General features: G+C 39.9%; 12 protein-coding genes and 1 riboswitch. Of the genes, 7 read left to right on the top strand and 5 right to left on the bottom strand.

The features are described from left to right. Window positions 1-2: 2 nt before the first annotated feature. The 3 genes from OIT90_RS00600 to OIT90_RS00590 form a co-directional block, all read right to left on the bottom strand. Window positions 3-1,862 carry a beta-glucoside-specific PTS transporter subunit IIABC gene (locus tag OIT90_RS00600; protein ID WP_039182734.1) on the bottom strand — a complete coding sequence of 620 codons (1,860 nt, stop codon included), beginning with the start codon at window positions 1,860-1,862 and terminating at the stop codon, window positions 3-5. A gap of 341 nt (window positions 1,863-2,203) precedes the next feature. Beyond that, a complete protein-coding gene (locus OIT90_RS00595; protein WP_474892151.1) occupies window positions 2,204-3,157 on the bottom strand; it encodes a hypothetical protein in 954 nt (317 codons plus the stop codon). A 210-nt stretch (window positions 3,158-3,367) separates the two neighbouring features. Further along, window positions 3,368-4,261 (bottom strand): hypothetical protein, encoded by an 894-nt coding sequence (locus OIT90_RS00590; RefSeq protein ID WP_474892150.1) that lies wholly within the window; start codon window positions 4,259-4,261, stop codon window positions 3,368-3,370. A gap of 154 nt (window positions 4,262-4,415) precedes the next feature. On the opposite strand from OIT90_RS00590, the gene OIT90_RS00585 reads away from it, so the two are divergent. Together OIT90_RS00585 and OIT90_RS00580 are read left to right on the top strand one after the other, a co-directional pair. Next, on the top strand, window positions 4,416-4,967 hold the full coding sequence (locus OIT90_RS00585; protein WP_047203745.1) for a PadR family transcriptional regulator: 552 nt from the start codon (window positions 4,416-4,418) through the stop codon (window positions 4,965-4,967). A 4-nt stretch (window positions 4,968-4,971) separates the two neighbouring features. Beyond that, window positions 4,972-5,454: a DUF4188 domain-containing protein gene (locus OIT90_RS00580; RefSeq protein WP_039182747.1), complete on the top strand. Its 483-nt coding sequence runs from the start codon at window positions 4,972-4,974 to the stop codon at window positions 5,452-5,454. Between the two features lie 11 nt (window positions 5,455-5,465). Here the strand turns inward: OIT90_RS00580 and OIT90_RS00575 are convergent, their stop codons facing one another. Further along, window positions 5,466-6,089, bottom strand: coding sequence for an NUDIX hydrolase (locus OIT90_RS00575; protein ID WP_144491657.1), 624 nt, complete (start codon window positions 6,087-6,089; stop codon window positions 5,466-5,468). A gap of 171 nt (window positions 6,090-6,260) precedes the next feature. Here OIT90_RS00575 and OIT90_RS00570 point away from each other — a divergent pair, with 171 nt between their 5' ends. Next, window positions 6,261-6,467: a helix-turn-helix transcriptional regulator gene (locus OIT90_RS00570; protein ID WP_003215336.1), complete on the top strand. Its 207-nt coding sequence runs from the start codon at window positions 6,261-6,263 to the stop codon at window positions 6,465-6,467. Next, complete coding sequence (locus tag OIT90_RS00565; RefSeq protein ID WP_126682546.1) at window positions 6,464-7,144, top strand: DUF3169 family protein; 681 nt, start codon at window positions 6,464-6,466, stop codon at window positions 7,142-7,144. Before OIT90_RS00570 ends, OIT90_RS00565 begins: the two co-directional genes overlap by 4 nt. A 47-nt stretch (window positions 7,145-7,191) precedes the next feature. Here OIT90_RS00565 and OIT90_RS00560 read toward each other — a convergent pair whose 3' ends face one another. Then, window positions 7,192-8,538, bottom strand: a complete 1,347-nt coding sequence (locus OIT90_RS00560; protein WP_144491658.1) for an amino acid permease — start codon at window positions 8,536-8,538, stop codon at window positions 7,192-7,194. Between the two features lie 163 nt (window positions 8,539-8,701). Further along, a riboswitch (glycine riboswitch) is annotated at window positions 8,702-8,781 on the bottom strand. Between the two features lie 264 nt (window positions 8,782-9,045). On the opposite strand from OIT90_RS00560, the gene OIT90_RS00555 reads away from it, so the two are divergent. The 3 genes from OIT90_RS00555 to OIT90_RS00545 all read left to right on the top strand — a co-directional run bounded on the left by OIT90_RS00555 (window position 9,046) and on the right by OIT90_RS00545 (window position 12,607). Beyond that, entirely contained in the window at window positions 9,046-10,065 is a 1,020-nt protein-coding gene (locus OIT90_RS00555; protein WP_151284959.1) for a LacI family DNA-binding transcriptional regulator, read from the top strand. A 439-nt stretch (window positions 10,066-10,504) separates the two neighbouring features. After that, window positions 10,505-11,686: an MFS transporter gene (locus OIT90_RS00550; protein ID WP_039182759.1), complete on the top strand. Its 1,182-nt coding sequence runs from the start codon at window positions 10,505-10,507 to the stop codon at window positions 11,684-11,686. 18 nt (window positions 11,687-11,704) lie between these two features. Further along, window positions 11,705-12,607, top strand: coding sequence for a shikimate dehydrogenase (locus OIT90_RS00545; RefSeq protein ID WP_024423990.1), 903 nt, complete (start codon window positions 11,705-11,707; stop codon window positions 12,605-12,607). The last annotated feature ends 39 nt before the right edge of the window (window positions 12,608-12,646 follow it).

The raw sequence follows: 12,646 nt of genomic DNA, 5'->3' as shown, positions 1-12,646 counted from the left end.
GATTAGCCTCCTAATTGTGTAACAACCATCAATGTATCTTGACGATTGACCTCTTGTAATGGCTGTACCTTAATATCATATTGATCTGTATTTGTGACTACAGCAAGTGTTACTGGATCATATCCTGCTTCCATGATTTTTTCTAGATCAAATTCAATCAATAAATCACCCGCTTGAACACGATCTCCAGCCTGTACTTTTGGATGGAAATACTGCCCTTCCAACTGAACGGTGTCAATGCCGATGTGGAATAATACTTCAACTCCATGGTCCGTTTTCATACCAAGTGCATGGTTTGTTTCGAACAGCAAGGTTACCTCTCCATCTACAGGTGCATAAAGTGCTCCTTTTGAAGGTACAATGGCAATTCCTTCTCCCATGACCTTTGAAGAGAAAATATCATCTTTCACTTCAGATAGAGAGATCATTTGGCCAATCACAGGGCTCTTGAATGTTTCGCCTGCTCCAATTTTTTCAGCAAACCCAGCTTGGTCCTTTGTCTTTTCTTCTACTGTTCGATCTTTACCTAATACAAAAGCAGCGATAAAGGCGACAATAAACGAAATGACCGCTCCAATGATAGCAAACATCAGATTTCGCGGTAGCTCATCTGATATAAACATCGACATGCTTGCTAAACCAGGGCCAACAAGCACAAAGGCTTGTATACCAACTAATCCAATGAAAATTCCGCCAACAAACGAACCAATCATGACACTTCCTAGAACTCGCTTATTTTGCAGTGTCACACCATACAACGCTGGCTCTGTGATGCCAAAAAAGGCTGATATCCCTGCCGAAATGGCTGTTGATCTAAGTACCTTGTCTTTTGTTCGAAGTGCCACAGCGAAACACGCTCCACTTTCCGCAATATTATGCGCAAGTGATGCCGGCAAATAAAGTGCTTCTTTCCCAAGGGTTCCCATCGTTGTGACTGCATAAGGAACCATTGCTTTATGCATGCCTGATGCCACCATGAATGGGAGGACCGCTGCTAAAATGGCGACAGCTACCCAGCCTACCGTATTAAACATCGAAAGAATAATAGATGAAAAACCTTGCCCCGCTGTAAAACCAATCGGTCCTAACAGAAGTAGCGTAACTGGTACAGTAATGACCAATGACATCATCGGAACGAAGAAAATCCGAATTGGTTTTGGTGAAAACCGTGTAAAGAATTTTTCCATTTGCGCGTAAAGCAATACAGAAAGGATGGCTGGAAACACTTGATACGCATAAGCTATATTTTTCACATCGAATGACAGTAATTGTGCACCTTCTGTAAGCATCGCCGTCATGTTCGGCAGAAGAAGCGCACCGACTGCTGATAGTGCGACCAGTGGGTTTACTTTTAGTTTATTCGCCGTCGTTACAGCAACTAGTAAAGGCAGAAAGTAAAGTGGTGCGTCACCTACCATGTTCAGTATTTGATAGGTTTGTCCCTTTGCATCCATCCAGCCTAATAAAGAGAAAAGGAGAAGAAATGATTTTAAAATTCCTCCGCCTGCGATAGCTGGTACAAGCGGCTGAAAGACACCGACAATGAAATCTAACAGAACTGTGCCTGCTTTTCTTTTTTCTTTTGGCTGATTGGATGGCACGTCTTGGCTTGATGAGCTGCTGCCTATTAAATTTGTTACCTTTTGATACACTTCAATGACGTCATTCCCAATGACTACTTGGCATTGTCCTGTCATTCTGACAGCTATGACACCCGGTGTTTTTTCCAGTGCTGGTACATCTGCTTTTTTCTGATCAATGAGTGTGAAGCGAAGTCTTGTTGAACAATGCTCAAGGTGCGCAATGTTTTCTTTGCCACCTACATGCTGTAAAACGTCTTTGGCAACTTGTGTGTAATTCATTTTTTCTCCCCCTTTTCTCATACACGAGACCTATATTTTGGCAATAAAAAAAGGACCTAAAACGACAAATAAAAGAAAAATTCATCGTTTTTAGATCCTGCCTGCATGACCAGTCACATGTCTAATTTATTCATATTGGATTTGTTTTTAGTATATACGCATTATATGAAAGCGTCAACATTTATTTTTCTAAAAATTATTAGGGTCTATATACCTAAAATACTTTTCTCTATTCACTTATAGGAAACCTTCTACTCTTTTGTTCCTTCTATCATCAATCAACAATATTTTTCTCCACAAAAAACCAGATAAGTTGATTCACTCATCTGGTTTAAATTCATCTATTTTTTCTTTTCTTCTGCCCTCTTTTTAAATGCTTTCGCTTGTTTTTCATACTCCTTTTTCGTGACAGCTTTTAACTCTATTGAATCGCCTGTCATGATATATGGTTTAGGGAGTTTTTTATATTCCTTCCTCGTGAAAGCTTTTAACTCTACTGTACCGTCTGTCTTTTTAATTGGCAGCTTTACTGATTTTGCATCTCGATCAGTCGAACCTATAATGACACCATCTTCAATTATAGGATCATAGCTCATTTCGAAAAATCCTGCCCCATCAGTAAAGCCCCCGACCTCTATTTTCATTTCTTTATAGGGCTTACAACCTTCTTCAGTAACAGTTTTTATTAAAAAGGAGCCGTCCCATCCATTCTCAACATGCATGCTTTCCACTTGTAAAAATAGTTGTTTATCCTCTGCCGTATATAGAAAACCATATACTTTCGCCACTTTATCCCTGAAGTGTCTCATATTTTCATAAAATCTAGTTTCTGATGAATCAACTAGATTTTGATGTCGATTTTGAATCTTTTTTTGATACGTATCTAGCTTTTTTTGATTGATTGCTTTATAAATCGTGCTTTGCTTCTCGCCTTGTTTTTTCACAGAAAGGTTTTTCCCCGAAAAATGAACTTCGTATATGATCGTTTCTTTTCCTTTTTTCATTTGAAATTCATACCCATTTTCTTTTGAATGGCCGGTTATGACATATTGTTTTTTATATAATTGAGGGTCCCACCAAATTTCTTCTATATAGCTTTCATTCAAATGACCTGTTACTTTGCCTTTATTCTCAGATATCTCGAACCAGTTCAGTCTATCCTTAGTTTTATACGCAAATGCATAGGAATGATTCAATGAATTTTTTTGTGCGATTGCTTGATATGCTGTCCAGCCGCCTCCACCCAAGATGAGTACGGCTAGGATAGACACGACCCAGATTTTCAATTTGCTCATACGTACCTCCTCTAATATTTAATTTGAGAAATCAACATCAACAATATTTTACCATATATTCAACTAAATTCTTATTTACTTAAAAATAGATACTAGAAAATTTAGATAAATATTTTAGTAATTATATCTTACATCTATGCAAATAATATCCTTTTTTTCATGGAGAATTCAGATATGTTATTAACCCATATTCACCTGATCCAATACGGTCTATTTTTTCTTTTCTTCAGCCTGCTTTTTAAATGCTTCCGTTTGTTCTTGATATTCCTCTTTCGTGACAGCTTTAAATTCTATTGTACCGCCTGCCATTTTAAAAGGAAGCTTAATTGAGGTTGCGTCTCGATCGGTTTCACCTACAATAAAATCATTTTCAATCCCAGGGTAAGTGACCAAATCAAACATCATACCGTCCGAAATACCTCTGGCCTCATATTTTGTTTCTTTATAAGTTTCACTACTATCTCCAGGAACGGTTCTCATCAGAAAAGATCCTGACCATTCAGACTCAATATGCATGCGTTTTACTTTTAGAAATAGCTGATATGAACCATCCTCTGACGTGTACAAATAACCGTAAGTACCTGTTACTTTTTTGATGAAGTTTCTTACATAATCATGAAATCTATTTTCAGTGTCCTCCATCAGTTCTTCATATCGGTCATGAATGTCCTTTTGAACAGCACGTAGTTTTGTTTGATCGACTGCTTTGTATGTGATGCTTTGTTTTTCACCTTGTTTTCTCACAGAAAGATCTTTTTCAGCAAGGTGAACTTCATATGTGACCGTCTTTTTCCCTTGCTTCACTTGAAATTCGTAACCGTTTTCAATCGTTTTGCCGGTTAATTTATATTTGTTGATAAATAGATTAGGATCAAAATGCCTTTTTGGGTTTTCCTCCAAAATGGTTTCATTCAGATGACCTGTTACTTTCCCTTTTTTCTCCGTTACTTTGAACCAGTTCACATGATTCTTGGTCTTATATGCAAAGGCGTAAGATTGATTCAATACACTCTTTTTTGCATTTGCTTGATATGCTATCCAGCTGACAGCACCCATGATTAGTACCGCTAGAATTGCCACGATCCAGATTTTCGATCTATTCATACATACCTCCACCGACAGAATTTCATTTTTTCTATCAATATATGAGTGAGTCACCTCCTTTATCGAATTTATTTTTCAACAACCCCTTGTATCTGCCACTCCCCATCATTTATTATATATCTAAATGATATATCTTTTAGATAGGTGTGCTGATATGAAAAAATACAATGATACGACGTATGCGATTTTAGGTATTTTAACGACAGATTGTAAGTCAGGGTACGAAGTGAAGCAATTAATTGATAGGAGCTTGCATCATTTTTGGAAAATCAGTTATGGACAAATTTATCCAGCTTTAAAGCTAATAGTCGAGGAAGGCCTTGCGGAGGTTTCACCTGCTGCTAGCTCTGGTCGCTCAGACAAGCGGGAATATCATTTGACTGAAAAAGGACTGGACACGTTAAGAGAATGGCTGGCGCAGCCGCTCGATCAGTTACCAACAGAGCGGAATGAGGTGTTATTAAAATTATTCTTCGGTCAATATCTTTCGTTTGAGAAAAAACTAGCGCTTTTACAGGATTATGAGAGGCAGCTCCGTATTCGTTATGAGACATATGTTGCGATTGAACAAAACATTCAAGAGCTGTACCCAGATGAAGCGGATGCGAAGTATTGGCTGTTTACTTTAGATTATGGGAAAAGAGTGGCTCAAGCTGGAATTGATTGGTGCGTGGAGACATTCCATTCGATGAAGAAGGAAGGGTAAATGAATGAAAAAAGACATACGTGCTGGCAGATTTACAACGGACAATTCTGATTCGATTGTGGTGTTCATTATCGGAATGAGGATCAACAAACGCTGGGCCATTCATCAATGGATGCCTGTGTTCATGGCGATGCCTGGCATGATCAAGGAGCTGTATACCCATCAAGAGGAGCTAGGGTTTCTTGGAACAGAGAATTACTTTGGATTACGCACGACAGCGATGATTCAATATTGGAAATCAACAGATGACCTCCTTGCCTATGCCAAGATGGAGAAGCATTTGGCTGCTTGGAAAAGATTTAACCAAATGGCACGAAATAATGATGCGGTCGGCATTTATCATGAAACATATCAAATTCAAGCCGGCTCGTATGAATCCATCTACGTGAACATGCCTTCCTACGGACTGAGCCAAGCGAGAGCGCCTATTCCAATTGATAAAGGAAAACAAACAGCGAAGGAACGGCTGAATACAACAAATTCCTAGAGAGCGATTCTCTAGGAATTTCTTTTTGCAACAGATACAAAATGCTTTAATATGCGGGCTGTTAATCCCCATATGGTGTAGTTTTCATAATCATAAAACCATTCCTCAATCGACCGGCTCCCCCAGCTGTATTTTTCACCATTCATGATTTTTTCATAAGGGAAGTCCTCTCCTGGTGTTGGCTGAACGGATACATGATGTAGGTACGGCTCATATTGGCTGAGCCATGATAGAGGCACGGTAAAGGTCTCTTCTACTTCTTCTTGATTATAGGAGTGTTTCACTTTTTGCTCATCAATGATACCGACATATGGGTATACGACGAAGGATGGAGAAGCGATATAAGGACTGAGCTGTCCAAGGACATCGACCGATTCTGGCGGAATGCCCAACTCTTCATGTGTTTCTCGCAGTGCAGCCTCCTGTGCTGTTTCGCTGCCGTCGAGCTTGCCCCCAGGAAAACTAATATCACCCGGCTGTTTTCTCATGGTGAGCGATCGTACCTCAAATAATATATACCATTCTCCATTTACTTGTACTAAAGGGATCAGGACTGCTGCTTTGAACGCTGTCTCTTCTCCAATGAACAACGGTTGTGATTGATGTAAGTCATTTTTTAATTGATCAATGAACACGGCCATCACCTGTTTTCTGTTTCTCTTTCCTTTAGCGTATCATGGTTCACCTTTTCAATAAAGATGATCTTTCTGACAATTATTTTTATCAATTTGACAACTTTACTTGTCAAATTGAATATAATGCTTTACAATCAAGGAAAGATTTCAATTAAAACTTGAGGTGACAGAATGAAAAATCGGTTAAAAGAGCTTCGTGCGCGTGATGGTTTAAACCAAACTGAGCTTGCGAAACGTGCAAAGGTCTCTCGTCAAACCATCAGCTTAATGGAACGTGATGAATTAATGCCGTCTCTCTTGCTCGCTGTTAAGCTTTCACGAATTTTTCAGGAACCCATTGAACGTATTTTTCTATTCGAGGAGGATGAACTATCATGAAAACTGTATACAAAATGCTCTTAGGTGCTCTCCTTGGCTTTCTCGGTGCTTACTGTCTGCTGGCAGCCGAATTTGAGATGACACTTATTGATATTGCATTTGAAGCGACTCTTGTCATCAGTGGAGTGACAATTTTATTGATTATTTATTGTTTTTCAGGGATTTCACGTATGAAAAAAAGAGTGTCTCTTTCGGTCTCTGGAGATGAGGAAGATGAACTGGAGGCTAAGCAATATCGGACCTTTACTGATTCGACATTAGCCAATACGGTGAGTACGATTTTGTCCATTATTGCCATCGGTATAACCATCGTCACCGAGCAGCCACTCTGGTTGATTCTGGTCAATGCTGCTTTATTTATCGTCACCATTATTAGTTCTTATGCAGCGATATCCGTCCTCAAACTTGTCTATCCTAATCGCAATCTACCAAATCCGTCCGACAAAGACTATAGTAAAAAGCTGCTCGCCATTTCAGACGAAGGGGAAAAGCATGTCATGCTTGGCGGACTGTTTCACACGTATCAAATGATGAATATTCTATTGACTAGTGCCATGTTTATTTTGATTGTGTATTCGCTTGGAGCCAATCACTCTCAACTGTTCTCGATCGTGGTCATTGGGATTGTTTTGATCATTTTGAATGCAAATTATGTGTTGAAGATTAGAAATCGTTAAATGATAAAAAGCACAGCTCTGTCAAAAGGCTGTGCTTTTTCCGTCCGTTACGATGCACGGCGTTTCTTTCGTGCATAAATCAAAAATAAGAAACCAAACCATACCGGTGTCAATAGCAACGCAGGACGTGTTGCATCTGCGAAGAGCATGATCACGAGAATGGCTGCAAAGAGCGCAAGAACGCAAATATTCACAAAAGGTGTGAACGGTGCTTTAAAGGTAGATGCTGCATGCAGTTCAGGCCGTGTTTTTTTATATTTCAAATGACAAATTAAAATAATACTCCATACCCAAATGAAACAAATGGCACTGATCGTGGTAACAATCCCAAAGGCTTGTTCGGGAATCAGCTTGCTTAAAAGTGCACCGACCGATACTACAATCGTTGACACGAATAGCGCATTACTCGGGACAGCGTGCTTGTTCAAACGCCCAAAGGAAGCTGGCCCTTGCTTTTGATGACTGAGATTATACAGAATACGGCTTGTCGAGAACATGCCGCTATTACAAGCTGATGCCGCAGACGTCAACACAACAAAATTGATAAGCCCCGCTGCTACTGGTATCCCAATGAGCCCAAAGGTTTTCACAAAAGGACTTTCTGATGCACTGAGCTCAGACCATGGGTTGATACATAGTAAAACAAAGATCGCACCCACATAGAAAAATAGAATTCTTAATGGAATTTTATTAATCGCAGAGGGAATGTTTTTTTGCGGATTGGCTGTTTCTGCTGCGGATACGCCAACCAGTTCAACTCCCACATACGCAAAAATCACCATCTGGAATGACAGCAAGAAGCCTGTGACACCATTCGGGAATAACCCGCCATGAGACCATAAATTCGTTACTGTCACCGGTCCGGCATCGGTTTGAAAACCAATGATTAAAAGAATAATTCCAACACCGATCAGTAATAGAATCGTAATCACTTTAATGAGTGCAAACCAAAATTCCATTTCTCCGAAAAGCTTCACCGTTAATAGATTCAATCCTAGTAAAATCAACAAACAAATGATAGCAGGAATCCATTGCGGGATATCAAACCAATACTGCACATACACTCCGACCGCAATGACATCCGCCATCGCTGTCATAATCCAGCAAAACCAATAGGTCCACCCTGTCACAAAAGATGCCCACGGGCCGAGATAGTCCTCTGCAATATCGGTTAATGACTGATAGCCCGCCTTCGATAAAAGCAATTCTCCAAGTGCCCTCATGACAAAAAAGATGGCCATTCCGACAATTAAATAAGCAAAAATGATTGATGGACCTGCCAATTGAATGGCTTTTCCAGAGCCTAAAAACAGCCCTGTTCCAATGGTTCCGCCAATAGCAATCAATTGTACATGACGGTTTGATAAATCTCGTTTTAATTCTTGTTGTGCCAATGCTAACACCCTCCTACGACACGATCTTATACTGAAATAATGAACTCTTTAAAAAGTCCATAAAAAAAGAGATTGGATGCGCTCCAATCTCACGGTCATAAAAGAATAGCAAAATAGAGAAAAGTAATACACGGCATCATCCATGCATCACAAATACAATATTTCGTACTCTTCTGTCCTTTTGCCTGAGATTGTGAACCCTTCGGCGCCGCACACACATGCGGTCTCTCCAGAAGCTGCTCCTGCTATAGTGTGACCCACAGCAATCATAGCCTTCGTTATTTAATTAAAATGTTGCTATTTCTGAATAATTTTATATTTTACGCCTCAATCAGAAAGCTGTCAATGGTAATCTTTTATGATTTACAGTGATACCCATATGTCTTCACTTCATCAATCCCCCCTAATTCATGTATAATAAACCAAAAGATGTTCGGCTCGTCTGATGGAGAAATCCCTCTTGATCATGAACAAAGTTAGGCAATCCATTGAAGTTGGTGAAGACAAATGAAAAAAATGAACAAACAGCGTGTCACATTACAGGAAGTCGCCAAGCATGCCGGTGTCTCGACTTCAACGGCATCACTCGTTGTTCGAAATAATCCTAGAATCTCTGAAGCCACTCGAAACAAAGTGCTTCAATCCATGGAAGACTTAGGGTACGTATATGACCGCGTAGCTGCCAACATGCGGTCAAAAAGCTCAAATATCGTTGGTGTGATTGTCACAGATATTTCTAACACCTTTATTTCGGAATTTTTAATCGGCGTGCAAACCACGCTTGAATCACTAGGCTATACTGTTTTACTTGGTACAACCTTTGACAGTGTCGATAAACAGGAGCGGCTCATTTCCACTATGGTAGAGCACCGAGTGGGCGGAATCATTTTAAACCTAGCTTCGAAAAGCTCGGCTCGGACAGCCAAACAGTTAAATCAAATTCGCACCCCAAAAGTACTTGCAAATCGTGAATTATCAGATGTGCAATGTGATTATGTCGGTGTTGATTATGAACAAGGCACTTGGATGGCCATTCATCATCTTCTTCAGAAGGGGCATCGACGTATCGCCTTCTTAGGCGGCATCAAGACCTCATCGACTTGGATTGAGCGGATGAAAGGTTTCAAAAGAGCTCATGACGATGAAAACCTGACGATTGATGATTCCCTTATTATTGATATCGTACCTACTCGTGAAGGCGGGAAAGAAGCACTCGCTCAAGTGATGGATCAACCCGAGCCTCCTACCGCTATTTTTTGTTTTAGTGACTTAGTTGCATTTGGAGTCATGCAAGCACTGTCAGCACGGGGCATCCAGCCAGGTGAAGATATTGATGTGGTTGGATTCGATAATGTTCCTGAAGCGGAGATGTACCATCCGCCGCTCACCACTGTTTCTTCATTCCCCCGATCCATCGGGGCAAAAGCAGCGAACCTTTTATATCATAAAATGAACGATCAGGATGAAGAGCTGCAGAGATTGATTTTAAAACCTCAACTTCATATTAGAGAAACCTCTCCATCATGATGAAAAGAGAATTGTGTGCAGCAATTCTCTTTTTTTATTGAACAAGTCAACTATTTCTTTGTTTCATTTTTCTTTTTTTAAATCACAAAGTCATAAACTTGACACATTTAAAATGCAGGAGTATATTTATCTCGTTGCTTCTTTTAGTATATCGTTATACCTATTTAGTCCTATCGTTATTTCTATCAAAAAACAGTTAAAAGTGATTTTTTATGATTCTGATCAAATCATGAAGTTTCACTTCCTAATCAAGGCTGTTATTATTTTTTACATTTTAGTAGAACGATGTACTTGATTGAAGAACAGATGAATATTCATTATTTTTTCATCAATAAGGGGTGTTGTGATGGGCTTCATATTATTCATTTTGAAGGAAACAATAACAAAGGGTATACAAAGAATTTGACCTTAAAGGGGTTTCAAATATAGGAGTGGGAACATGAAAAATCCTTATATTAAATCGTCACTTGGCATGTATTTAAACTACTTCATGCTTGGCATGATCAATATTATTGTAGCTTCCAACATGGACAGCTTATCTGAGCGCTACCATGTAGATATTCCGAAAATCAGCTTGCTTGTATCGGCGATCGGAATTGGTAAACTCATTGCTCTCTTTTTCTCAGGTCGGTTAGCCGATAGCTGGGGACGTAAGCCTGTCATTATTACAGGAAATTTTCTTTACTTATTATTCTTAATCGGTATTCCAACGACAACGAGTTATACACTGGCATTTATCTTTGCGATTTCAGCAGGTATTGCCAACTCACTGCTTGATTCAGGAACCTACCCTGCTTTGACAGAGTCATTTCCGAAAAAAGCAAGTTCGGCTTCTGTTTTAGTAAAAGCGTCTGTATCCATTGGGGCGACTGTTCTTCCATTTATCTTGGCGTACCTAGTGGCACATGACATCTTCTGGGGCTGGGCGTTCTTTGGACTAGGGCTTCTTTATTTACTTGTAGGAATTTACTTAATCTTTATGCCATTCCCGAACCATAAGCAAGTTTCTTCACAAGACGCTCTTCCAGTACAAGACCAGCTGAAGGAAGAACCAAAAATGCTTGGCGAAGGCTTAGCTGTTGTACTGATGGGATTCACGTCGACTGCATTGTTTGTCGTATGGCAGACATGGCTTCCGCAGCTCGGGTTAAAATTAATCGGACTTGGCACAGGACAAGCCACACAGCTTCTATCTTATTTTAGTATTGGTGCACTCGTATCTGTTCTCTTGCTTTCGATCGTCTTAGATAAATTCATTTCACCGATTATGGTGGCAATCATTTATCCAATTGGGGCGTTCCTTGCAATGCTTTCACTTTTCCAAATCGAAACGTACAGCATTGTCATTGTCAGCACCTTCTTCTTAGGGCTATTTACAGCAGGAATCTTCCAGCTGGCGATGAGTATTATGATGAAATTGTTCCCGACAAACAAAGCAACGGCTTCATCCTACGTTAATATTGCGGCAAGCTCAGCGTTTATTCTCGTGCCGCTCATTACAAGTGGATTGGTCAGCACGTACGATATTAAAATGACGTTATTTTTCGATATGATCATTGCGGTTATTAGCGTATTACTAGCGGTCTTTGTTCTTGGACGCATGAAAAAATTATTTAGATAATTAAAGGAGATGTCAATCATGACAAACATACATGAACGAAATATTGATGGAAAAACAAAATTAGTCGGTCTTCTTGCTACACCAATCGGACACAGCCTTTCACCACGTATGCATAACCTTGGCTATACACTAACAGGTATCAACTATGCTTACCTCGCATTTGAAGTAGGGAATGATGAACTAGAAGCAGCCGTAAACGGTATGAAAGCAATGGGTGCAGCTGGATTTAACGTCTCTATGCCGAACAAAATGAAAGTACTAGATTACTTAGACGAACTAGATGATTCTGCAAGATATACACGTGCAAGTAACACTGTAGTAAACAAAGATGGTAAACTCATCGGCTACAACACAGATGGTCTTGGATATGTGAGAAACTTGATTGAGCATGGCGTTGAATTAGCCGGCAAAAAAGTCACACTCGTTGGCTCTGGCGGCGCGGCAACTCCGATTGCGATTCAGCTTGCACAGTCCGGCATTCGTGAAATTAGTATATTTGCTCGTAATGACCAATACTTTGTTCAAGCAGAAGAAAATGTAAATTACATCAACAACGAAATGAAATCTTTCGGTGTCAAAGCAAACATTTTCCCACTTGAAGACAAAGACGCGTTCCGCCGTGAAGTAGCAGAAAGTGCGATCCTGGCAAACGGGACAAGCCTTGGCATGAAACCACTAGATCAGCTCAGCATTATCGATGATACACTTGATGTACTTCGTGAAGATTTGATCGTGACAGATGTCGTATACAACCCGCAAAAAACAAAGCTTCTTGCACAAGCACAGGAAGCTGGCGCCAAAACGATTAACGGTCTTGGAATGATGTTATGGCAAGGAGCACTTGCTTACAAACTCTTTACTGGTGAAGATATGCCAGTTGATCAAGTAAAACAAATTCTTTTTGAAAATGACCGTTTCTAAAACAAAAGAAAGACGACTTCCTAAGTGGAGGTCGTCTTT

Source organism: Bacillus sp. ABR (assembly GCF_056172715.1).
The sequence above is the reverse complement of the archived record's forward strand: the minus strand, read 5'-3'. Positions and strand labels throughout refer to the sequence as shown.

Bases quoted from the DNA above. Each gene is read 5' to 3' on its own strand.
- OIT90_RS00600 (WP_039182734.1), bottom strand. From the start codon at position 1,862: ATGAATTACACACAAGTTGCCAAAGACGTTTTACAGCATGTAGGTGGC.
- OIT90_RS00595 (WP_474892151.1), bottom strand. From the start codon at position 3,157: ATGAGCAAATTGAAAATCTGGGTCGTGTCTATCCTAGCCGTACTCATC.
- OIT90_RS00590 (WP_474892150.1), bottom strand. From the start codon at position 4,261: ATGAATAGATCGAAAATCTGGATCGTGGCAATTCTAGCGGTACTAATC.
- OIT90_RS00585 (WP_047203745.1), top strand. From the start codon at position 4,416: ATGAAAAAATACAATGATACGACGTATGCGATTTTAGGTATTTTAACG.
- OIT90_RS00580 (WP_039182747.1), top strand. From the start codon at position 4,972: ATGAAAAAAGACATACGTGCTGGCAGATTTACAACGGACAATTCTGAT.
- OIT90_RS00570 (WP_003215336.1), top strand. From the start codon at position 6,261: ATGAAAAATCGGTTAAAAGAGCTTCGTGCGCGTGATGGTTTAAACCAA.
- OIT90_RS00565 (WP_126682546.1), top strand. From the start codon at position 6,464: ATGAAAACTGTATACAAAATGCTCTTAGGTGCTCTCCTTGGCTTTCTC.
- OIT90_RS00555 (WP_151284959.1), top strand. From the start codon at position 9,046: ATGAAAAAAATGAACAAACAGCGTGTCACATTACAGGAAGTCGCCAAG.
- OIT90_RS00550 (WP_039182759.1), top strand. From the start codon at position 10,505: ATGAAAAATCCTTATATTAAATCGTCACTTGGCATGTATTTAAACTAC.
- OIT90_RS00545 (WP_024423990.1), top strand. From the start codon at position 11,705: ATGACAAACATACATGAACGAAATATTGATGGAAAAACAAAATTAGTC.